The following is a 20,160-nucleotide window of genomic DNA, read 5'->3' as shown; positions in this document are numbered from 1 at the left end:
ATATCAGCGTGATTGATATAAAGGTCCCATGTCTCAACCGACTCACGAAATGTTCGAAGCCGCCTACCGGGGCGAAGCGCCCGAGATGGGCGAGGGCAACCGCCCGCCGTGGAGCATCGGCGAGCCGCAGCCGGAGATCACCGCGCTGATCGAGGCGGGGAAGTTCCACGGCGACGTGCTTGATGCCGGCTGCGGGGAGGCGGCGGTGTCGTTGTTCCTCGCCGAGCGCGGCTTCACCACGGTGGGCTTGGACCAGTCGCCCACCGCCATCAAGTTGGCCCGCGAGAAGGCGGCCAGGCGTGGCCTGACCAATGCCAGCTTCGATGTCGCGGATATCAGCGCCTTCGACGGTTACGACGGTCGATTCGGCACCATCGTCGACAGCACCCTTTTCCACTCGATGCCCGTCGAGCTACGCGAGGGCTATCAGCGATCCATCGTGCGGGCGGCCGCGCCGGGTGCCTCCTATTTCGTGCTGGTCTTCGACCGTGACGGCGTGCCGGCCGAGAGCCCGATCAACGCGGTGACCGAGGAGGAGCTGCGCGACGCGGTCGCCAAGTACTGGGTGATCGACGAGATCCGGCCGGCGCGCATCCACGCCAACGTGCCCGACAGCTTCCTGGAGGCATCCGAGGCCTTCGCCGGCACCGACATTCGCGACGAGGGCAACGGCCGGAAGTCCATGCGGGCCTGGCTGCTGTCCGCGCATCTCGGCTAGCGGCGAGGTTTCGGGGCGCGGGATTCGGGAGACCCTGACTGGAGCGACATCACCGTCAGAGGAGCTCACGTGGACCAGCAAGTCAATCTCGACCCGCCGCCCGCGCCCGAGGACGCCCGGCAGGCGACCGAGGAACAGCGCAAGCTGCAGGAACAACTCGAGCATCAGAACGATGATCCCGACGCGCCCGGGTTGCAGCAGTCCCGCCATGACACGGCCGATGAAAGTACGCGCTAGGTTGCGCAACCGCCTCTAGGGGGCGGCGCGTCAACTCCCGCGACTCGACGGCAACCCGCACGCCGCGGGAGTTGGCTGGGCAACGGTCGAGGCCGCCCGCATCGCCCGGTCGGGTTCACCAGTCACCCCCGCGGCCCGGCGTGAACGGGAAGCTCCGCTGTTGAGCCAGCAAGCGAAGCCGCCCAGGACGAGGCCGACCCCAACACCGATGTCGGGACGCTGGCCCAGCATGAGCCACGCCAGTACTGCGGCGACCGCGGGGATGACGGCGAAAAGCATCGCGACCGCAGCCGCGCCGTGGGTGTTGATGGCCCGGACGTAGAGGCTCACCGCCAGCGTCGCGTTCAACAGCACCATGCCGGCGACCGCGATCGCGGCCTGCCGGACGTCGTGCACGGTGAACGGCGTGAGGAGCGCCAGCGCCGCGGCGGGAACGAGCGCGACCGCGTTCTGCAGCGCGCTCATCGTGCGAAAGTCGACGCCGACGCAGAACCGTTGCTGGTAGACACCGCCTGCTGAAAGGCCAAGCAGGGCAACGCCAAGCAGCACGATGACCGGGTCCACGCCGTGGGTGGTCGCCAACCGTTTGGCGCACGCGGCGAGCACCGCGAGGACACCGAGGGCGAGCGCGAGCAGTCGCTGGGGGCCGAGCGGCTCCCGCAGGAACAGCGCGGCCAGGATGGCCGTGGCGACGGGGTTCATCGCGACCACCACCGCGCACAACACCGCGGGCGATCCACGCTGAACTGCCTCGTAGAGGCAGCAGAACTGCACGGCCTGGATCAGCAGGCCCACCACCACGACATGACCGAACTGCGCGCCCCGCGGCCAGGGCGCTTTGGCCAGCACCGCCCATATCGCCAAAACCATTGCGGCCAAACCGAAGCGGAACACCAGCGCAGCCATGGGCGCCATGGCCGTCACCGCCAGCACCCCGATGGGATAACCGAGGGCGTAGAAGAACGTCACCGCCGACGCGGTGGTCAGCGGCATGCGCGGCAGGTCCATGCGACCCATGCTGTCCTAGGCCCACCTGCGCAGTCCAACGATTATTGCTGATCGAGACCGATCGCTTTTTCTTATCAGTGATGTGGGGTGGCGGCCGAGATTTGGCCGACGAACTCGGCTATTGATCAGCGATGCTGATCGGAATATGGTGCTGCTATGCCTCAGGTGCTGGACATCGCGCCGTTGCGCAGCCTCGTCGCGGTCGCCGACTGTGGTGGATTTCACCGCGCCGCCGCCGCGCTGCACCTGAGCCAGTCCGCGGTCAGCCAACACCTGCGCCGGGTCGAGGCGGTCGTCGGCGAGCCGCTGATCCAGCGGTCCGGTCGCGGCATCGTGTTCACCGAGATGGGGCTGAAGGCACTGCGCCATGCCCGCACGATCTTGGCCGCACATGACACGGCGCTCGACGACCTCGGCGCCACCGAGCCCAGGCTCCTGACGATCGGGGCCACCGAGCACGGCGCGGACGTGATGCTGGCGGGGCTCACCAGCCTGCTGCGTGAGCGGCTTCCCGACCGACGCGTGCGCTTCCGGCTGGACCGCAACGTGTCGCTGGCCGACTCGATCGAACGCGGCCTCGTCGACCTGGCGATCATGCTCGACGGCGCCGGCCTGGACCGCGCCAACGCGTCCGGGTTGGTTCGCCTGCAATGGATTTCGGCGCGCGCCTTAGCCGCCCCGGCGCGCGAACCACTCCCGCTGGTGATCTTCTCCGAGCCGTGCACGTTGCGGGAACCCGCGTTCGCCATCCTCGAAAACCACGGCATCGACTATGAGATCGCCGCCGAATGCGGCGACCTGTCCGGGCTGTATGCGGCGGTACGGTCGGGGCTCGGGGTGGCGTTGCTGCCGATGATCGGCAGGCTGCCGGACGGCGTGTGCCCTGCCGAGGGACTACCGCCCACCAACCTCGCATCCATTCTGGTTCGCGGCCGGGCCGGCATCGACCCGGGCTTGCTGGGCACCGTGGACGAGGCGGTGCGTGAGGTGCTCGCCGCCGCGGACTAACGGCTTCCGCAAAATAGTGCCGTCGAGTCGCGTTTTTCGCACTCCGTCATGTCGTTTGACGTGATGGCGCCGAATCGCGCGGCCTCGCGCGCGAACCGATCCGGTGCGTCGGGCAGCGCATCGGGCCCCTCCAGCCGAAAGCAGCTCGGCGCCAGTGGGCCGAACAGCAGGGCGCGGCGCAGCTGCGGCCAGTTTTCCAGGCGCGGTTCCACGCCAGCGGCTCGGGCGAACGTGATGGCGGCGAGGTTCAACCGCGTCTTCTGGGACAACCCCCGACGAGCACGGTAGGCGTCGATTGCCGTTCGCTGGCCCGCTTCAGGTACATCGGGTACGACGCCGCCCCACGTGTAGGCGATCCACCTGGCCTGAAGTTCCAGCGGCACAAAGTATCCGCCCGCCTGGTCCCACATGCCCATGAGCGCAAGCCCTGGGAGGTCCGGATGAAAGGTAAACCGATCGGCGTCCAGGTGCACCGCGTCAAGGTCCAGAATCTGCTGGATTTCGTTGCTCAGGAACGGTAGACGCACATCGAAACCGGTACCGAACAGGATCCCGTCGAACTCCTCCGCTCGATCGTCGGCGAAGGTGACCGTCGCGCCCGACACCGCTTTCATCCACGGCCGCACCGATATCCGGCCTTCGGCGACCAACGGAAGATAATGCTGGCTCAACGTCACCCCGGCCGCGAAGAGCGATGGGTCGGGCGCCGGGGCGCCGTACTGCTCGGGGCTTCCCGCCGCGCCGATCACGATCTCTTTCAACTGGCGATCGATGTCTTCTGCTGGCAGGGTCTCTTCGGCTAACGCGCCGTAGCGCGTGTAGAGCAAGTGGTCGGTGGGGACGCCGGCAACGAACTTGGGGACGACGTATCGTTGTCGCCGCTGCGTCACGACGACACGCGCCGCCCCGAGTTGCGCGAGCTCCGAAGCGATTTCGAGCGCACTGATTGCGCAGCCGGCGACCAGAACGCGCTTGCCGCGATACGCTGCGGCGTCTCTATAGCCGAATGTGGGCTTGGCACCCGCGCAGCCGGAGAACGTTTCCAGTCCGGCGACAGCGGGCACCGCCGGCGCATTGAACCTGCCGCTGGCCACCACCACGCGCTCGAAGCGGTCGGTCCCGTCGGCATGACTCACGAGCCACCCGGGAGCGTCGTCCCGGCTGACCAACTCCACCCGGTTGCGGAGCCGGATGCGTGACATCAATCCGAATCTGGCGGCGTAGCGATGCAGGTAGTCGAGAATCTCGTGGTTCGGTAGGTAGACAAGGTCGGTGTCGTGCTCGAGGTCGCTGAAGGCAGTCATCGTGCGACTGCTGTTGGTGTACATGCCCGGCCATATGCCGCTCGATCCGGCCAACGCCGCCCACTGCCCACCCAGCGCCGGACCGCGCTCGAAGACCGTGGGCTCGAACCCTTGCGACAACAGCCAGCGCGCCGCCACCAGCCCGCCCGGTCCGGCGCCGATCACGGCGACGCTTGTCATCCGGTAACTCTCGCACGCCCCTGCCCGTGTGAGTGGCGGTTCACAGCGCGGCGGTGAGTCTCCATAATGCTGCGCGGTCCAGAGACGCTGAGCGGTCGATGGGGCTGATCACCACGTCGGTGGCGCCCGCATCGCGATAACGGCGTAGCTGGCGCACGACACGTTCCTCGGGTCCGATGGCGGCGAGCTCAGTGACGCTGGCAAGTCCTTCCCTGGCGATTACGTTGCGATAAGAGGGGATGCTCTCGTAAAAACTCAGATGTTGCGCGGCGATGGCCTGGGCGCCTTCGACATCTTCGGACAACAGCACCGGAACCGCGGCGATGATGCGCGGCACGGGACGCCCCGCATCGGCCGCCGCCTTGGTGATCTCCGGCACGATGAATTCGCCGATGGTCCGGGGCCCGGCCAGGTAGGGCAACGTCCCGTCCGCCAGTTCGCCGGTGACCCGCAACGCCTTTGGGCCCATCGCCGCCACATACACCGGAATCGGGGTCCCGCCCGGGACCTGTACCGGCCAAGTGGGGCTCGCGCTGAGTTCGCTGCCGTGGAAATCGACGCCGGCGGTGTTGAACACCGAACCGAGGATCGTCAGATGCTCCCGTAACCGCGCGATGCCGTTGGACCAGTCAGTGCCGAAAGCCTGGCGCTCGATCTGGCGGGCGCCCAGACCGAGGCCCAGGCTGAAGTTGCCGTGCGCCGCGGCCTGTGCCGTCTGCGCCAGTGAGGCGACGATCAGCGGGTGGCGTGGGTTGATCGGTACCACCGACGTCCCCACACCAAGGCCGGGCACGGCGGCGCCGACGAGGGCCGCCAACGTGATCGCGTCGTAGTTCTGCTGTTGGGGCAGCCACACCTGGGCGACGCCGTGTTCATGGGCTTCTCGGGCTTGCGCGATCACATCGTCGACAAGGTTGGCGGCATCGGGGCGGGCCATGAGGATGATTCCGGTCGGCATATCGACAAGCAACGGCGCCGTCCGCGCGAGCATTCCTATCGCGTCGCCATGATCGAAAATGTGCGTGCATGATGTCGCGCACCCAACGAGGCGTTGACCGGCTTGAACACCTATCGCTACTGTGCGCGAATGCCGCTGGAGGCCGTTGGAAACTAGTGCCTCCGCACATTGGGCTCGAAACGGTCGGCAATTCGATGACATCGGCACGATGACGACATAGCCGCCGTCATGTCAGGGCTATCGTGCACGTTAGGGTGCGTTCGCCGGCCTCCGTGAACAGGCCAGTAGAAAAGTTGGGCAATTCATGACCGCAGCAACCGAAACGTCGGTGCTCGAATCGCGGGTCGGCCATTACTACCAGGTCGACGACACATACCAGGTCGGCCGCGAGAAGATACGCGAGTTCGCTCGTGCCGTGCAGGACTATCACCCCGCGCACTGGGATGTCGCCGCTGCCGCTGAGCTGGGATATTCGGGAGTGGTGGCGCCGCTGACATTCACGTCGGCCCCGGCGATGGCAGCCAATCGGCACCTGTTCGAATCGGTGGTCATCGGTTACGAGATGTACCTGCAGACCGAAGAAGTCTTTGAGCAGCACCGGCCGATCGTCGCCGGCGACGAACTACACATCGACGTCGAGCTGTCATCGGTGCGCAGGATCGCGGGCAGAGACCTGATCACCGTGACCAACACTTTCACCGACACTGCGGGCGAGCGCGTGCATACGCTTCACACCACCGTCGTCGGCGTCACTGCCGAGGACGTCGATCCGGCGATCAGGACGACCGCGCAGCAAGTGATGATGCACGACGTGAACCTCGCCGGCATCGACTACTCCGATGCGGCCTACCAAAAGACGGTGCGCCCCGAAGGTGAGATTCGCATCGCCCAAGGAGATCCGACCCGTATCCCTGGGACGCCGTGCTTCGATGAGGTAAATGTCGGCGACGAGTTACCGGTGCACCACGCCCGACTGTCCCGAGGCGACCTGGTGAATTACGCTGGCGTGGCCTGCGACGCCAACCCGCTGCACTGGGACGAGAACCTCGCAAAAATGGCGGGGCAACCCGATGTGATCGCTCACGGGATGCTCACCATGGGTTTGGGCGCGGGATTCGCCTCCGCATGGTCGGGCGATCCCGGTGCGGTGAGCCGCTACGCGGTGCGACTGTCGCAACCCGTGATCGTGTCGGCCGCCGGGGGCGCGGACATCGAGTACAGCGGCCGGATCAAGTCGCTGGACCCGGCCACGCGCACCGGTGTCGTCATCGTCGCCGCGAAGTCCGGTGGCCGGAAGATCTTTGGCCTGGCGACGTTGAATGTCCGCTTCCGCTGACCGGTGAACCACGGCTGGTGGGCCATCTCGGAGGACCAGGACGTTGCCGCGATGGCGAACGTCCGAGCCAAACCCAAGCTCCAACCGTTCTAACTGATGCTGGGTAGCTCTGCGGCGTTCGTATCAGCGGCTTGGTGGCCAATGAATTCTAGTCCGGCGCGAATTGCGGGGCGGTGGCGCAAGATTCGGTAATGCGCTAATCGGCCGAGCCCTCGCGTGGTCAGGAAGAGTGCGCCTGGCCATGCCGTGGCTACGCGTTCACTGGCGGCATAGGGGCTGTCCGGGTCGTCGGGGTCGTGGATGAGAAGTAGCGGCGGATGGTTGGCTAGTCGACCGTTCCACGTCAGGTTCGTCTCGTGCAGCTGCATACCGATCCGGGCCTCGAGGCGACGGTGCAGACCCGAACGGATCCGGCGCCCGAAGCCGTGGCGTGCCGCGAACAGATCGAGATAGAGGGGAAATTCGCCCATTGGCGCCAAGAAGACCAAGCGCCCTACCTGTGCGCCCTGAGCCGCAGCCAGTGCTGTCGAGTTCGCGCCGAGTGAGTGGGCAATCACCGCGTGTGCCGGCCCATGGGTCTCGATCATGGCCGCAATCGCGTCGGCACACTCGATGGCGGTGGTACGCCCGGGAGCGAGCGCACCCGGATCCGATTCGTTGTGGCTCGGCAGGTCGAATGCAATGACCCGATACCCCTCCTCCACCAGCGGTTTGACGAAGACTGCCAAATGCGCGCGCTGGCCGCCCCATCCGTGCACCAGATATACCGGCGGCCCCTCACCCCATTCCTCCCCAGCGACCCGATGCCCATCCCAGAACGCTTCTATCGATCTGCCCGGTGACACGCCCGGCGGCATTTTCAGACTCGACTCAAGAACCGGCGGGGTGCACCACAACTCGACTGCCCACCGCGATCCCAGAGAGGGCGCCAACCGCTCAAGCACCCAGAAAATTCGGCGCACCCGGGCAGCGACGGGCGGCAGGACGCCGGAGCCGGCGATATCGAGCGGTGCTATCCCACTGGCCTGTGCTTGCGCATATGCCGGTCCAGATGCCCCCTCAGTCATGAACCGCGATCGTAGTAGGCCAGCACGCAATGACCATATCTGTGCTGCTTCACGCGTCAGTTAGCAACCACGCTGGCGGGACCAGATCACATGACATGCGCAGACTGGGTCGAAGACCAGTACGACCGGGAGTAGCGGGAGGAAGCCGATTCATTTTCGCAGATCAAATCCGGACGAACCCGCCATCGCGACTATTGAAGTGAAAATCGGAACCCTGATGTAGGTTCTCAAACTGGGTGGCGGATCGCGATCTCTATACCAGCAGATTCGCAAGCTTCTCATGAAGATGGCGGATGCGTTTTCTCATCTTCATGGCGGATCCTGGAACGGTGCGCGATGCGCGGCGCCTAATGGTGATCGCGGGGTTGCGCCAGGCCCGCGATGAACAGGTCGATCATGCCGTGCACGTCATAGTCTGGATCGGCTTCGACGCCGATGCACAGGTTGCCGACGCCGTGTAGGAAGTCCAGCGGGCGGACGTCACCGCGCGGAAGACCGCTTGCCACGGCAGCTTTCAGCAATCGATCGCACACGGGCAACAGGCGTTCAAGGAATTCGGCATGCAAAGTGTCGAAGCCGGCCTGGTCTGAGCGCAACGCCCGGGCCAACCCGTGCTTGGTGACCAGGAAGTCGGCGAACCGGTGAACCCACGACCGCAACGCTGCATACGGGTTCTCGTCGGGTGCCGGGACGATCGCCTCGAGCGAGGACAGCGCATCGAGTTGATGGCGAAAGACCGCCACGACGAGATCGGCGCGGGTGGGAAAGTGCCGATAGATGGTGCCCACCCCGACGCCGGCCTCGGCCGCGATCTCACGCACAGGCGCGTCGACCCCGGCGCGCACGAACACCGCTGCGGCGGCATCCAAAAGCGCCTGTTCGTTGCGGCGAGCGTCGCTGCGCTTGGCGGGGCGCGTGCGGGCGGCCGGGGCCGGAGGCGTCACACTTCTCCTCTTTCGATCAAGGTTGAAAAGCGGAGCGCTGTTCCGCTACGCTAGCGGAGCGGCGTTCCGGTTCTATGGTAGATCGCCGTTCCCCAGCTCACCGAATGACTCAGAAGAGGTTTGACACCATGAGCGTCACTCTCGCGACCGCCGACAACGACATCGATCGAACGACGCCGGTCATCTCAGTGCGGCCGGTGACCCTGGCCGCGCCGGACCGTGGCCACGACCTGCAGGTACGCGTCTCCGCACCCGCGAGCGGCCGAGGGCTACCGGTCATCGTCTTCTCCCACGGCATGACGCTGACGATGGACGATTACGTCCCCTTGAGCGAATTCTGGGCCTCCCGTGGGTTCATCGTGATCCAGCCAACCCACCTCGACTCGCTGGGCCTCGCCCCAGATGACCCTCGCACCCCTGACATCTGGCGGATTCGGGTCCAGGATCTGACACACATATTCGACCAACTCGACCGGGTCGAAGCGGCCGTGCCCGGCCTGACCGGGCGCATCGACCGCGGGCTCGTGGTCGCGGCCGGACATTCATGGGGAGCGCAGACCGCCAGCATGCTCGCCGGCGCGGGCGTCGTCGAGGGCGGCCGGGCGCCGGGGCAAAGCATGGCCGACCCCCGGGTGAAGGCCGCACTGCTGCTCTGCTTGCCCGGAACTGGGGGCACTGATCTGACCCCATTGGCCACCGAGTACTTCCCTTTTATGAACCCCGATTTCACCGATCTGACGACCCCGAGCCTCATGGTTTCCGGCGACCACGACCAGTCCCCCCTCAGCACGCGCGGTCCGGACTGGTTTACCGACGGCTACCGGCTCAGCCCGGGTGCACGCGACCTGCTTGTGCTGGCGGGCGGCGAACATGGCCTCGGCGGCATTCAGGGCTACAACGACACCCGCACCACCGACGAGAGTCCAATGCGCGTCGCGATCGTCCAGCACGCCACGGTGGCCTGGCTGCGCACCGCGCTCGGTATCGATGACAGTGCATGGCCTTCCCAGCGACAAAGACTCGCCGCCAACCCCGAGCAGCTGGCAAGAGTCGACTCGAAGTAAACGAATCCCTACTTCACCTACGCTCCAAGTGCTGCGAGCATGCGTGCCTGACACAGGAACGGCGACCACGCGTAGCCACTAGGGCTCAGTACGTACGTTCCGCTCACCGAACCCCAAGCCGTTACGGTCGCGGGCGATCAACGCTGACGACGGCCATGAGACCGCAAGTCACGCCCCATATCCCGGACGTTGCGACAGCGACACACAAGCAAAAGCTTGCATTGACGACAACAGCAGTGAGCGACGAACGTCTTCGAATCAGGCAGCAAGGGCTCGTCATGACCGCGACGCTATGTCGTGGCGATGTGGGTAACGGGATGGACCGCTTGCTGGCGGACTCGTTGGTGGCGTGGGCGGATCAGGTGGTGACAAACGCTCAGGCTGGTCAGCTGCGCGTGGCCGTTCTCCGCAACGAAGGGTTCGCGTTCTGCGTCGGTGGCGACCTCGTTCATTTCACCAACGCGGCGAACATGGCTGCCGAGCTGAGCTATGTCGCCGGATCGATCCACGAAGCCCTCAAGTTGCTGACGGCGGCACCTGTTCCGATCATCACGGTGGTCGACGGCGTAGCCGCCGGCGGCGGAGTGGGGCTCGCGCTAGTCGGAGACATCGTCATCGGTACCCCGGCAACGAAGTTCAAGATGGCGTACACCAGCGTCGGACTATCTCCGGACTGCGGCGGGTCATGGTTCCTGACCCACCGCGTCGGGCTGGGCACAGCGTTGGAGATGACGCTGAGCAACCGCACCGTGGGGGTTGACGAAGCCGAGCGCATAGGTCTGGTCGGGCCCGTGAGCGATTCGGACGCCGGCACCGACCAAACGGTAGACCGGGTCACCGAGCGTCTGGTCTCAATGTCGGGGGATTCCCTCGCCACGACCAAACGGCTGATCCGGTCAAGCCTGACCACCGACCTGTTCGCACACTTGGATGTGGAGGCTCACAACATCTCCCGGCTTGGCGCCAGTGCGGACGGCTTAGAAGGTGTACGCGCATTCTCCGAGAAACGGCCCCCCGTCTTTGGCAACTCTGGCGGCGCAGAATAGTTCCTATTCGATCGGGTTGCGGTAGCCGGCGCTGTATGGGAGCTGACGTTAGGTAATACCCGGCTAGACCCGATGCACTATGTCTGCGGAAAGATTCTCACCCTGGATTTAGGGCACCCACTGCACGCGCGTCCTTGGTTGGGTATCGCGACGATCCCTTCGCGGGGAATCCGGGTTGGCGGGCCGCTGGGCTGGCGGGGCTGACGGCGAGGATCGTTGCGCTGCGGATGTCGGGGACCCCGCTGCAGCCCCGCAAGTTGTTTGTCGTTGCCACGGGCCACGAGCCCATGTCCAGACCGGTGGAGATGCCCAGTCGTTGAGACCTCAGCTCGCTCAATTCATGAGCGGCTGGCTGTATTCGCGGTCGGCGTGGGGCTCGCCCTGCGGACGCGCAGGCTCGCCCATCCGAGCAGGACAACCCACAGCAGTGGTAGCGCGACGGCGAGCTCGTGGTGCTCTCGTGGGAGGGTGCCGTTGGCGAGATAGAACAGCGTGGCGATCACGTCGATGAGTTGGATTGCGATCATGGTGTCGATCCACAGATGATGGCGGCCGGGCGAGCGCGCCGCGGCGACCATTCCGATTCCATAACCGATGAATCGAGCACCGGCCGTGGCCAATACGAAGTTGACCCACGGTGGGGCCCCAGGTGCCACGCCAAGCATCACGACGACGGCAGCAGGGGCAGCTAAATACATCGCGCCGATACCAAGCTGGATGATTCCCACGACGATCATCGAGGCGCGGAGAAACCGCATGCTGGTTGCCTTTCTTTCGTGGCGCCCTGCGCGTCTAGGCGACCGGTTTGGCGAACTGGGCATTGATGCGTCGCACCTCGGGCGAATCGGCGCTCAGGCCCTGAAGGTCGAGCCGTGGGGTATAGGGGCGTTGCAGCCGATCGAGTTCGTTTGTACTTAAGGTGATTTCGAGAGAGGAGACTGCGTCGTCGATCTGCGCGGTCGTGTTCGCCCCGACGATCGGGGCGGCAACGACCGGATTGTGGTGGAGCCAGGCCAGGGCAATCGTGGCGCGAGACACACTACGTGCATGAGCGATGTCGCCGACCGCGTCGATGATCGCGCGATCAGCGGCAGCGGTGTGCTCGGAGTAGAACAGCTGAAGGCCGGGGTCGGATGCAGAACGGGCTGTAGTGGTCTCAACGGGGCGGGCCAGCCGCCCGCGTGCCAGTGGGCTCCACACCATGGTTCCCACGCCCTCGTCAGCGCACAGGGGTAGCATTTCGCGTTCCTCCTCTCGGGCCAACAAGTTGTACTGGTCTTGCATGGTGATAAATCTGGCCCAGCCGTGTTGGCGTTGTAGGTGCAGGGCTTTGGCGAATTCGAAGGCCCGCATGGAGGACGCGCCGAGGTAGCGGGCTTTGCCGGACTTGACGACGTCGTGGAGGGCCTCGAGGGTTTCTTCGATCGGTGTGTGAGTGTCTAGGCGGTGGATCATGTAGATGTCGATGTAGTCAGTGCCCAGTCGGCGCAGGCTCGCATCGATCTCGGTCATGATCACCTTGCGCGACAGTCCTTGGCCGTTGGGGCCGGGACGCATCGGGGAGCACACTTTTGTGCAGATGACGACCCCGTCACGGTCGGTGTAGTCGTGCAGGGCGCGGCCCAAGATCTCTTCGCTGCTTCCCAGCGAGTAATAGTTCGCGGTGTCGAAGAAGTTGATGCCGACATCGAGTGCGTGTTTGATGAGCGGCCGGCTGTGGTCCTCGTCGAGCGACCATGCGGGGTAGCCGCGACTGGGCTCGCCGTAGGTCATGGCGCCGATCGCGATCGGGGAGACATCCAGACCGCTGTTTCCTAACTTGGTGTAGCGCATGGGAATTCCTTTGCCGATTGCGGATAGTGACTCGTTGCACCGCGCGCGGGCGTCTACCCCAGCGACGCCATTTTGGGGACGACCTCTTCGCCGAGACGGGTGACGAATCCGACCGGATCAGGATTCCCCGGCAGCACGGGGACGTTGATCAGCTCCATGCCGGCTTCGGCGAAGCCTTCCATCGCCCGCCAGAATGTCGTCGGTTCAGCGAAAGGTTGGAACTGCGGCCCGATCATTAAGGTTTTTTGGATTTGCCCAGGGTCACGCCCGATTGCATCGCAGTGCTTGGCCAGAACCTCGATCTTGTGTTTGGCCTCTTCGGGTGTGACGGCGTTGCTGTTCCAGATGTCGGCGTACTCGGCGACCATGCGCAGCGTCTTCTTCTCCCCGTCTCCGCCAATCAGAATGGGAGGGCGATTGATTGGTTGTGGCTGACATATCGTCTCGGCCAGCTGGTAGTGCTGTCCCTGGTAGGGCCCGTCGTTGTCACTCCACATCTGAGCGCAGATCTGCACAGTCTCTTCGAGCATTTCGAATCGTTGTCGCAGCGGTGGATACGGCACACCAAGGGCCAAATGCTCGCGCTCATACCATGCCGCGCCGAGGGCGAGCATGGAGCGGCCCTGGGAGAGCACATCGAGGGTGGCGACCGTCTTAGCCAGAAGCCCGGGATACCGGTAGGTCACGCCGGTCACCATCAAACTCAGAGTGATCGTGTGGGTGTGGCCGGCCAAGAAGCCTAGTGAGGTGTAGCCCTCCAGGAACGGATCTTCGGCTTTGCCGACCATTTCCATCTGGAAAAAGTGGTCGGCGAGGGTGAACATGGTCGCGCCTGCTTGCTCGGCGCTTTTGGCTGTCGCCGCAAGCGTCGGCGCCAGGTTCTGGGGGGAGCCCGGTAAGAAGTCGATGAAATGTACGCCCAGTTCCATGATTTCGCTATCCTTTCTCTTCCAGCGTTAGCGGTCACTGACACGGCGATCGATGCCGTGCAGGCCCGTGCCTCGTGGCAGGGTGTGGGATGCGGCGAGTGCCGTATCGGTGCGCGCACATAGGAGTGCTCGCAGCCGGCTGCGGCCGCGGTGCAGTCGCGATGCGACGGTCCCGACGGGGCTTTGGGTCAGTGCGGCGATGTGTTTGACCGGTAGCCCCACCACGTCCGCGTAATAGACGACGATGCGGAAGTTCTCCGGCAAGTCGCCGACCGCCGACGCAATATCGAGGTCGGGCACATTGAGCAGAGCTTCTTCCTCGGCGGATTTCGGATGTCTTGCTCCCGAGCGTGGATCGTGGACTAAGGGGTCGGATTCGATCCCGTTCCCGAGGCTAACCTCGAGGCGACGCTGCCGCCGTCGCCACCATGTGATGTAGCTGTTGGTCTGGATGCGGTACAACCAAGCTCGAAGGTTCGTCCCATGCCGGAAGGTGGCGAAAGCGGTGAACGCCCGCAACAGCGTGTCCTGCAGCAGGTCTTCAGCATCGGGGTGGTTTCGTGTCAGGCGCAACGCGTGCGCATAAAGAGCAGGCGTCAAGGGCATCACGTCGCGTTCGAATCGGTCTGCCAGGGCCTTCGAAAAGGCGCCGCCCGTTGTATCCCTGCTAACCGCGGTCACTTCTTCCCCGCCCCTGAATAGGCTTGCCGACCAACGGAATCCCGTTCGTGCCGCCCGATGATCGGGTCCACGGCCAGCGTGATCAGGCCGACGATGCTGACCCCAACCAGGATCCACGCGACCACATGTAGGCCATGAGCGTCGACGGCTGTGTGGAACACCACCGAGATGGCCGCCCCCGAGGCGATCGAGCCGATGTACCCCCAGGATCGCAGTAGGCCCGATGCCGTGGCGATCTGCTCTGCGGGTACCTGCATGTAAAGAGCCGTCTGATTAGCACTGGCCGTCGTGCCCAACGCGATCCCGAAGATCAGCGCCACCATCGTGATCCAGACCAGCCCGGTGCTGTTGTCCAACAGCAGCATCGCCATCGATCCGGCCAAACACGAGATGCCGGCAGCGATCAGTGGTGCGCGGAGCAGGTTGCGCGCGGCGACGAGTTGGGCCACGAGTGCGGCCAGACCCGTCATCGGCAGCAGCAGCAACCCCGTAGTCCTCGCCGGCACTCCGCGGCCGGCTTGCAGCCACTGCGTCACACCGTAAAGGACGGTGTACATGCACATCGTCGTCAGCGCGAAACGCAGGTAGGTTCGGGTTAACGCCGGAGAGCCGATCAGCATCCGCACATCGATAAATGGGCTGCGCGCCCGCAATTCCCACCACAGCAGCCCGGCACCGAGGGCAGCGGATACGCCCAGGGCGGCCCACGCCGGATGCGGTAGCGACAACAAGAACGCCAATAATGCCGCCAGCGCGCCACCGAAGCCGGCAACTCCCAGAGCATCGATGTCGGTTAACGTCCGTCGCAGTGTTCGGCGCTGAGTCGCTGTCGGATCGGCTGGCATCCACGCCAAAGTGATGATGCCGGCCACGATGCCGATGGGGACATTGATCAAGAAGGCGCTCCGCCACCCGCAGGCATCGACCAGCACGCCGCCGAGCGGAAGCCCGGCGGCTGCGGTCACCGTCCCGGCGACCACCAAGCCACCCAGCACCCGACCCGGCGGCTCATCCAGATCGGTCTGCACGGCACGGCGCCGCACCAGAAGCATGGCGGCCGGATAGGCGGCCGAGGTTCCGATGCCGATCAGCACCCGCGCTCCCACCAGGACGGAAAGGCTCGCGCCGAAACCGCCCAGGAGTCCGCCGAGGACCACCCCCACAATCCCCGCGAGAAAGACCCGCCGCGCCCCGAGCACCTCGGAGAGTTTTCCCGCGGTCGGCTGCGCGATTGCCGTGGCCAGATACAGCGCCGACACCAGTACCCCGCTCCGACCGACCGATACACCCAGCGCGGCAGCGATCGGCACGATGGCGGTCGCGATCAGCGAGCTGTTGATCGGATTAAGGGCCGCACCCAGCAACAGCGGCGCACAGAAACGCCAGCCGAACGCACTCGATTCGCCGCCACGGTGTGGTTGGTCCGGGCTCATCAAAGCTCGATGCCCAACCATTCGATTACGGACACCGCCCGAGACAGTGTCCGCAATTCCGTGACGTTGAGCTTCGCGGCAAGGACCTTCGTCAAATGCCCTGCGCGCGCCGCACGGTCATAGCGCAGCAGGTCGAGACCGGCTGGCGTCAACGACAACACTTCCTGCTTACCCCCTTGACGATCGGGTTGCTGATGAACCAATCCACGCGCCTCCAATGCCGCGAGGGTGACTCCCATCGCCTGGGAACTGACCCGCTCGGCGCGCGCCAGCGTCGCCCCCGACGACGGGCCCCCACGGTCAAGCCTGGCCAACGCCGCGCGTTGTGGCCACGACAACTCTTCAGGAGCGTGTAACTGCTTGAGTCGCCGCACAACCAACCCGATTCCGTGGTACAAGGCCGCGGCAAGCTCGTCGACGTCCAGATTATCAACCACGGTTGTCAAACTAGATTTAGTAGATTCGATTGTCAACCCAGGTTTATCAAAAGTGGGCGCGCTTGACGCACAGTGCAGCTAGATCCTCATAGCTTTCGCGGCAACCGCCGACGCATGCCGGGGATTCTGGCCCGAGTGCCAGTTGGCTTGACAGCCAGGTCTTCTCGAGCGCGCAAGACCGCCGCGTCGATGGGAATACGGCATCGATCGCCGCGAGGGCGGCCCCTTCAACACGGCCACAATCGTTCAGCCCGCGTCCCGCAGCTGTTCGAGCTTACAGAAGCGAGGCCGCACAGCGATTAGAGTTCGGCGCCCAGCCGTTCGATCAGCGGTGCTGCCCGCGAGAGTGTCCGTAACTCTGCCGCGCTGAACTTCTCGGACAAGACCCTCCTGAATTGCCGTGCACGCGCGTCACGGTCGTGTCGCAGCACGTCATGACCAGACGGGGTTAATGACATCACCAGCTGCCTGCCGTCATGCGGATCAGGTTGGCTCTGAACCAATCCCCGCGCCTGCAACGCTGCGAGGGTGACTCCCATCGCCTGCGGAGTGATCTGCTCGGCGCGCGCCAACTTCGCCGACGAACTCGGGCCCCCTCGGTCCAGCCTCGCCAAAGCAGTGTGTTGTGGAAGCGTCAACTCGTCGGGCGCCTGTAACTGCTTGAGCCGCCGCACAATCAACGAAATTCCCCGGTACAGCACCGCGGCAAGCTTGTCGACATCCGGCTCATCAGCCATGGGCGACACCATAGGTTCATAAAGCCAATTTGTCAATATAGATTGATGAGTGTTTGAGCACCGGCGGATCGACGGGGGCATTGTTGGTCCAGTCGGTAACCGCGTCCAACCCGGCCGCGGTGATCTTGTAGAGCCGGCGGCTGCGCGTGCCCTCGTCACGCTCGATGCGTGATGTCACAAGCCCCAAGCTTTGGAGCTTCTTCAGCTCGGTATAGATCTGGCTGTTCGACGGGCTCCAGTAGTAGAGGTCGACGCTCCAGTCGATCCATTTTTTCAGGTCGTAGCCCGAAACTTCCTCTTCGTAAGACAGCATGCCCAGCAACGCCCAACTGGTGGCGGCAAGTGCCGACTTCACCGGCTTACCACTGGGCTCGGCCATTTTGCCAGATTAACAGCACAGCCGAGATGTCTCTGTGATATGCCCGCTGGACGGGACGCCGCCTTCCCGACCGCTACCTCTCACTGAACGCTGTTAGTCGATGACCACCGAAGCCGCCCGCCGCAACGCCAACAATCGGCGTGCCACACCAAAGGGACAAAGCGCCCCGGCTCGCGGTTCGCTGTCAACGAGGGCGAAGACCTTGCCAGCGGCACCGCGGACGCCGGGATTTGAGTCCAACGATGACTGACCCATCGTTGACATACGAGCTACTGGCCGTCTCTGTTCGCAAACTAATAGACGCCACGATCCGAACGGAGTTGGAGCCCAACGCGATTGCCTCTACAACGGCCCAGATCGACGCTATTACAAGCCGACTGAGCGCCGAGCAAATGCTCGGATCGTTCGGCGAACGTACCAGCACCGACGGGCAAAGCCTGGCTTCAGGTAATGCGGTGATCGGAGTCCGCAACCCGTTGGCTCCCCCACTCGTAATTCGTGACGGAAACGGATCGGTCTGGTCGGAACTTGTCCTCGGTGCAGCCTATGAAGGGCCGGCGGGTTACGTACACGGCGGTGTCTGTGCGATGGTGTTGGACCACGTGCTCGGGGCCACCGCCCACAAGCCGGGCCGGCCCGCCTACACCGGGACGTTGACCCTGCGCTACCACCGAGGAACCCCGCTACGAAAGCCTCTCCGCGCCGAGGCCTGGGTCGACCGCGTCGAAGGCGTCAAGACCTTTGCCGCTGGACAGCTCAGCGACAGCGATGGCGTAACCGTTTCAGCAGAAGGGGTTTTCATTCATCCGCGGGAGTGAGCAGGTGCGCCACGAAATGCTCTGATGAACCGGCTTTTTCGGGCGTACGGCCGCATCGACGAGAGTCTCGTCAGTTGAGGTAAGCGCTAGCGGCACTAGGTTGATGCGGAAGTGCGGAGCAGCGTGCCTGCATGAACGCCACTGCTGACCGGGCATTGCGTTCGGCGTAGAGCGGGCGCAGCTGTTCGTCGCCGAGGTAGATGTCGCAGTGGTTGGTCATCAGTACGACCCCGTCTGCATTCAGGTGGTCCAGAGCATATTTCGCTTCTGCGACGGCGGCGTCCACTTCGGGAAGCGGCAGGCTGGCGAACAGGCCGAACCGGTCGGGGTTGTCAGTGACGATCCGCGCGCTGTCTTCGTTGACCAGCCGGGCGAGTTCGATTGCTTGTGCGGCGTTGCCGACGTGCACCCCCGTTGAGGAGATGGACAATACGGCGGTCTTGACGCCTAGGTGGTTCATCGCGGCGAGGGCGCTTTCGGGGTCCCAGTCGGGCAGGCCGGTGATGCCGTCGGGCCGCAGTTGATCGGCCTGAGCGAGTACGCCGCGGTAGCCCTCGGGCAGGTAGTGGGCGTGTGCATCGATTCGGTCGGCAGCCATGAGTCGGTCCTTGTCGGTGCGGGTTAGTTGCGCGACGGCAGGTCGGTGACGGTCGCGTCGGTGTCGGTCGGGCGATCGAAGCTGGCCAAGGCGTTGGATGGCAGCGAGGCCAGCCACACCGTGTCGCCCACCGGCCACACTGCGGTGGGGTTGCCGAAGTCGGGGTGGATTCCGACGAAGTCGTAGACGATGGCGCCGTTGGCATCGAGCACTCGGACGCCAGTGGCCGGCGTACCTTGGGCTGACTGCAGCAGTCCGTCGGGCAACGCCCACAGGGCCTTGCGTAACAACGGGTTACGGGGCAACAGGAAGTCGACCGGCCCGATGCGGGGGGCGACGATGCTCACCCAAATGTTGCCGTCGTCGGCGGCGGCGATGTTGTCGGGCATGCCCGGCATGGGATCACCGAAGCGGGTAAGTGCGCCCTGGCGGTCACCGGTGAGCTGCAGCCTGACCAGGTCGTAGTTGATGGTTTCGGCGACGACGATGAAAGATTCGTCGCGGGCCAGGGCGATGCCGTTGGCGAAGCCGAGCCCATCGAGCAGCAGTTCGACGGTGCCGTCGGTGGTGTAGCGGAACAGTCGGCCGGTGGGCCGGTGTTCGAGGATGTCGCCGGTCCAGTTGGCCAGGTTGTATTTGGTGCTGGAATGGCTGAAATAGATGGTGCCATCGGCGGTGACGGTGACGTTGCTGCAGAAGGTGAACGGGGTGCCGTGGTAGCCGGCGGCCAGGACGTCGAGGCGATCGTCGGGCCGATAGGCGAGCAGGCCGCGTTGGGCGTCGCAGATGATCAGGCTGCCGTCGGGGTGCCAGGCCATGCCCAGCGGCCGACCGCCGGTGTCGACGATGAGTTGGTCTTGTCGGGTTTGTGGGTCGTAGCTGATGACGCGGCCGTCGTCCAGACCGGTCAGCAGGTCGGCGTTCTTGCCGGGGGTGACGTGTTCGGGGCCGTTGCCTGGTATGCGGTGAATTGCTAAGTTGCGCAACGGGAGTGGGCGCGCGGTGTGGGCGGCTTTGGGCGGGGTCCAACGCTGGGGGTCGATGGCGGGCTTGTTCATGGCAGGTGTTCCTTTCAGCGGGTGATGCGGTGCAGGAGGAACGGCACGCCGGCCGGCGGGGTGGCCGGGATTCCGTAGGTCAGGCCGAGCAGGGTGTGTTCGTCGATCGGGCGCAGTTCGTCGGTGACGTGGCGCCACGGCCACGGCGCGGTGTGCGGATAGTCGACGATGAGCGCGGGCCGGCGGTCTAGGCGCGCGATGCCGATGTGCGCGGCGATGGGGATCGAGGCGCTGATCTGCCCGTCGGCGCCACGGCTGCGGTTCTCCCCGATCAACAGCGAGTCATCGTCGCTGAGCCGCAACGTTTTTCCGCACCATCCGGGCATCCCGGTCCAGTTGACGGTCACTGGGGCGGCCCAGCGCAGCCACCAGGGGTGACGTCGTGGT

Annotated in this window: 22 protein-coding genes and 1 pseudogene; 7 read left to right on the top strand and 16 right to left on the bottom strand. The window is 64.8% G+C overall.

The genetic code is table 11. The annotated features are described in order from the left end of the window. Positions 1–28 precede the first annotated feature (28 nt). Both A5692_RS15595 and A5692_RS29515 read left to right on the top strand, forming a co-directional pair. Entirely contained in the window at positions 29–718 is a 690-nt protein-coding gene (locus tag A5692_RS15595) for a class I SAM-dependent methyltransferase (RefSeq protein WP_068057402.1), read from the top strand. Positions 719–787: 69 nt separating this feature from the next. Further along, positions 788–955, top strand: coding sequence for a hypothetical protein (locus tag A5692_RS29515; RefSeq protein ID WP_197514474.1), 168 nt, complete (start codon positions 788–790; stop codon positions 953–955). A 30-nt stretch (positions 956–985) separates the two neighbouring features. Here the strand turns inward: A5692_RS29515 and A5692_RS15590 are convergent, their stop codons facing one another. Then, a complete protein-coding gene (locus A5692_RS15590; protein ID WP_082962764.1) occupies positions 986–1,948 on the bottom strand; it encodes a DMT family transporter in 963 nt (320 codons plus the stop codon). 171 nt (positions 1,949–2,119) lie between these two features. Between A5692_RS15590 and A5692_RS15585 the strand changes: the two genes are divergently transcribed. Further along, positions 2,120–2,971: a LysR family transcriptional regulator gene (locus tag A5692_RS15585; RefSeq protein ID WP_068057400.1), complete on the top strand. Its 852-nt coding sequence runs from the start codon at positions 2,120–2,122 to the stop codon at positions 2,969–2,971. On the opposite strand, the gene A5692_RS15580 is transcribed toward A5692_RS15585, so the two are convergent. Next, positions 2,968–4,440 carry an NAD(P)/FAD-dependent oxidoreductase gene (locus tag A5692_RS15580; protein WP_231984337.1) on the bottom strand — a complete coding sequence of 491 codons (1,473 nt, stop codon included), beginning with the start codon at positions 4,438–4,440 and terminating at the stop codon, positions 2,968–2,970. The two genes, A5692_RS15585 and A5692_RS15580, sit on opposite strands and share 4 nt — an antisense overlap. Before the next feature lie 55 nt (positions 4,441–4,495). Continuing rightward, on the bottom strand, positions 4,496–5,413 hold the full coding sequence (locus A5692_RS15575; RefSeq protein ID WP_068057436.1) for an LLM class F420-dependent oxidoreductase: 918 nt from the start codon (positions 5,411–5,413) through the stop codon (positions 4,496–4,498). A 304-nt stretch (positions 5,414–5,717) separates the two neighbouring features. On the opposite strand from A5692_RS15575, the gene A5692_RS15570 reads away from it, so the two are divergent. Next, positions 5,718–6,749, top strand: a complete 1,032-nt coding sequence (locus tag A5692_RS15570; protein WP_068057396.1) for a fused (3R)-hydroxyacyl-ACP dehydratase subunits HadA/HadB — start codon at positions 5,718–5,720, stop codon at positions 6,747–6,749. A gap of 89 nt (positions 6,750–6,838) precedes the next feature. On the opposite strand, the gene A5692_RS15565 is transcribed toward A5692_RS15570, so the two are convergent. Next, positions 6,839–7,816: an alpha/beta fold hydrolase gene (locus A5692_RS15565; RefSeq protein ID WP_082962757.1), complete on the bottom strand. Its 978-nt coding sequence runs from the start codon at positions 7,814–7,816 to the stop codon at positions 6,839–6,841. Between the two features lie 347 nt (positions 7,817–8,163). Next, positions 8,164–8,760, bottom strand: a complete 597-nt coding sequence (locus A5692_RS15560; RefSeq protein ID WP_068057392.1) for a TetR/AcrR family transcriptional regulator — start codon at positions 8,758–8,760, stop codon at positions 8,164–8,166. Between the two features lie 128 nt (positions 8,761–8,888). Between A5692_RS15560 and A5692_RS15555 the strand changes: the two genes are divergently transcribed. Further along, positions 8,889–9,824, top strand: a complete 936-nt coding sequence (locus A5692_RS15555; protein WP_068057390.1) for an alpha/beta fold hydrolase — start codon at positions 8,889–8,891, stop codon at positions 9,822–9,824. A 236-nt stretch (positions 9,825–10,060) separates the two neighbouring features. Further along, positions 10,061–10,870, top strand: a complete 810-nt coding sequence (locus A5692_RS15550) for an enoyl-CoA hydratase/isomerase family protein (RefSeq protein WP_197514473.1) — start codon at positions 10,061–10,063, stop codon at positions 10,868–10,870. Positions 10,871–11,208: 338 nt separating this feature from the next. Here A5692_RS15550 and A5692_RS15545 read toward each other — a convergent pair whose 3' ends face one another. From A5692_RS15545 to A5692_RS15510, 8 genes and pseudogenes are all read right to left on the bottom strand, one after another. Further along, the gene (locus tag A5692_RS15545; protein WP_068057388.1) at positions 11,209–11,628 is read right to left on the bottom strand and encodes a hypothetical protein; all 420 of its coding nucleotides are present in this window, start codon (positions 11,626–11,628) and stop codon (positions 11,209–11,211) included. 34 nt (positions 11,629–11,662) lie between these two features. Next, a complete protein-coding gene (locus tag A5692_RS15540; RefSeq protein WP_068057386.1) occupies positions 11,663–12,703 on the bottom strand; it encodes an aldo/keto reductase in 1,041 nt (346 codons plus the stop codon). Positions 12,704–12,756: 53 nt separating this feature from the next. After that, a complete protein-coding gene (locus A5692_RS15535) occupies positions 12,757–13,632 on the bottom strand; it encodes an LLM class F420-dependent oxidoreductase (RefSeq protein ID WP_068057384.1) in 876 nt (291 codons plus the stop codon). A 27-nt stretch (positions 13,633–13,659) separates the two neighbouring features. Continuing rightward, the gene (locus A5692_RS15530; protein WP_231984336.1) at positions 13,660–14,313 is read right to left on the bottom strand and encodes a sigma-70 family RNA polymerase sigma factor; all 654 of its coding nucleotides are present in this window, start codon (positions 14,311–14,313) and stop codon (positions 13,660–13,662) included. Further along, the gene (locus tag A5692_RS15525) at positions 14,310–15,746 is read right to left on the bottom strand and encodes an MFS transporter (RefSeq protein WP_082962751.1); all 1,437 of its coding nucleotides are present in this window, start codon (positions 15,744–15,746) and stop codon (positions 14,310–14,312) included. Before A5692_RS15525 ends, A5692_RS15530 begins: the two co-directional genes overlap by 4 nt. Then, positions 15,746–16,183 (bottom strand): MarR family winged helix-turn-helix transcriptional regulator, encoded by a 438-nt coding sequence (locus A5692_RS15520; protein ID WP_068057377.1) that lies wholly within the window; start codon positions 16,181–16,183, stop codon positions 15,746–15,748. The genes A5692_RS15525 and A5692_RS15520 overlap by 1 nt, the downstream gene beginning before the upstream one ends. Before the next feature lie 299 nt (positions 16,184–16,482). Further along, a complete protein-coding gene (locus tag A5692_RS15515) occupies positions 16,483–16,920 on the bottom strand; it encodes a MarR family winged helix-turn-helix transcriptional regulator (RefSeq protein WP_068057432.1) in 438 nt (145 codons plus the stop codon). 46 nt (positions 16,921–16,966) lie between these two features. Then, positions 16,967–17,299, bottom strand: a pseudogene (locus tag A5692_RS15510) (PadR family transcriptional regulator); the annotation flags it as partial. A gap of 242 nt (positions 17,300–17,541) precedes the next feature. Here A5692_RS15510 and A5692_RS28350 point away from each other — a divergent pair. Beyond that, the gene (locus tag A5692_RS28350) at positions 17,542–18,117 is read left to right on the top strand and encodes a PaaI family thioesterase (protein ID WP_082962749.1); all 576 of its coding nucleotides are present in this window, start codon (positions 17,542–17,544) and stop codon (positions 18,115–18,117) included. A gap of 70 nt (positions 18,118–18,187) precedes the next feature. Here A5692_RS28350 and A5692_RS15505 read toward each other — a convergent pair whose 3' ends face one another. Genes A5692_RS15505 through A5692_RS15495 form a run of 3 tightly spaced genes read right to left on the bottom strand, consistent with a single transcriptional unit; the run spans position 18,188 to position 20,120 of the window. Next, the gene (locus A5692_RS15505) at positions 18,188–18,715 is read right to left on the bottom strand and encodes an amidohydrolase family protein (protein WP_068057375.1); all 528 of its coding nucleotides are present in this window, start codon (positions 18,713–18,715) and stop codon (positions 18,188–18,190) included. Between the two features lie 23 nt (positions 18,716–18,738). Next, entirely contained in the window at positions 18,739–19,773 is a 1,035-nt protein-coding gene (locus tag A5692_RS15500) for an SMP-30/gluconolactonase/LRE family protein (protein WP_068057373.1), read from the bottom strand. Positions 19,774–19,787: 14 nt separating this feature from the next. Then, entirely contained in the window at positions 19,788–20,120 is a 333-nt protein-coding gene (locus A5692_RS15495; protein ID WP_068057371.1) for a hypothetical protein, read from the bottom strand. Positions 20,121–20,160 lie beyond the last annotated feature (40 nt).

Source organism: Mycobacterium sp. E342 (assembly GCF_001667665.1).
GTDB lineage: Bacteria > Actinomycetota > Actinomycetes > Mycobacteriales > Mycobacteriaceae > Mycobacterium.
Note: the sequence above shows the minus strand (reverse complement) of the source record. Positions and strands in the feature narration are given on the sequence as shown.

Coding starts and splice junctions, on each gene's coding strand:
- A5692_RS15585 (WP_068057400.1), top strand. CDS start 2,120: ATGCCTCAGGTGCTGGACATCGCGCCGTTGCGCAGCCTCGTCGCGGTC.
- A5692_RS15595 (WP_068057402.1), top strand. CDS start 29: ATGTCTCAACCGACTCACGAAATGTTCGAAGCCGCCTACCGGGGCGAA.
- A5692_RS15590 (WP_082962764.1), bottom strand. CDS start 1,948: ATGCCGCTGACCACCGCGTCGGCGGTGACGTTCTTCTACGCCCTCGGT.
- A5692_RS15515 (WP_068057432.1), bottom strand. CDS start 16,920: ATGGCTGATGAGCCGGATGTCGACAAGCTTGCCGCGGTGCTGTACCGG.
- A5692_RS15575 (WP_068057436.1), bottom strand. CDS start 5,413: ATGCCGACCGGAATCATCCTCATGGCCCGCCCCGATGCCGCCAACCTT.
- A5692_RS15535 (WP_068057384.1), bottom strand. CDS start 13,632: ATGGAACTGGGCGTACATTTCATCGACTTCTTACCGGGCTCCCCCCAG.
- A5692_RS15545 (WP_068057388.1), bottom strand. CDS start 11,628: ATGCGGTTTCTCCGCGCCTCGATGATCGTCGTGGGAATCATCCAGCTT.
- A5692_RS15570 (WP_068057396.1), top strand. CDS start 5,718: ATGACCGCAGCAACCGAAACGTCGGTGCTCGAATCGCGGGTCGGCCAT.
- A5692_RS15525 (WP_082962751.1), bottom strand. CDS start 15,746: ATGAGCCCGGACCAACCACACCGTGGCGGCGAATCGAGTGCGTTCGGC.
- A5692_RS15500 (WP_068057373.1), bottom strand. CDS start 19,773: ATGAACAAGCCCGCCATCGACCCCCAGCGTTGGACCCCGCCCAAAGCC.
- A5692_RS15540 (WP_068057386.1), bottom strand. CDS start 12,703: ATGCGCTACACCAAGTTAGGAAACAGCGGTCTGGATGTCTCCCCGATC.
- A5692_RS15555 (WP_068057390.1), top strand. CDS start 8,889: ATGAGCGTCACTCTCGCGACCGCCGACAACGACATCGATCGAACGACG.
- A5692_RS15565 (WP_082962757.1), bottom strand. CDS start 7,816: ATGACTGAGGGGGCATCTGGACCGGCATATGCGCAAGCACAGGCCAGT.
- A5692_RS28350 (WP_082962749.1), top strand. CDS start 17,542: ATGACTGACCCATCGTTGACATACGAGCTACTGGCCGTCTCTGTTCGC.
- A5692_RS15505 (WP_068057375.1), bottom strand. CDS start 18,715: ATGGCTGCCGACCGAATCGATGCACACGCCCACTACCTGCCCGAGGGC.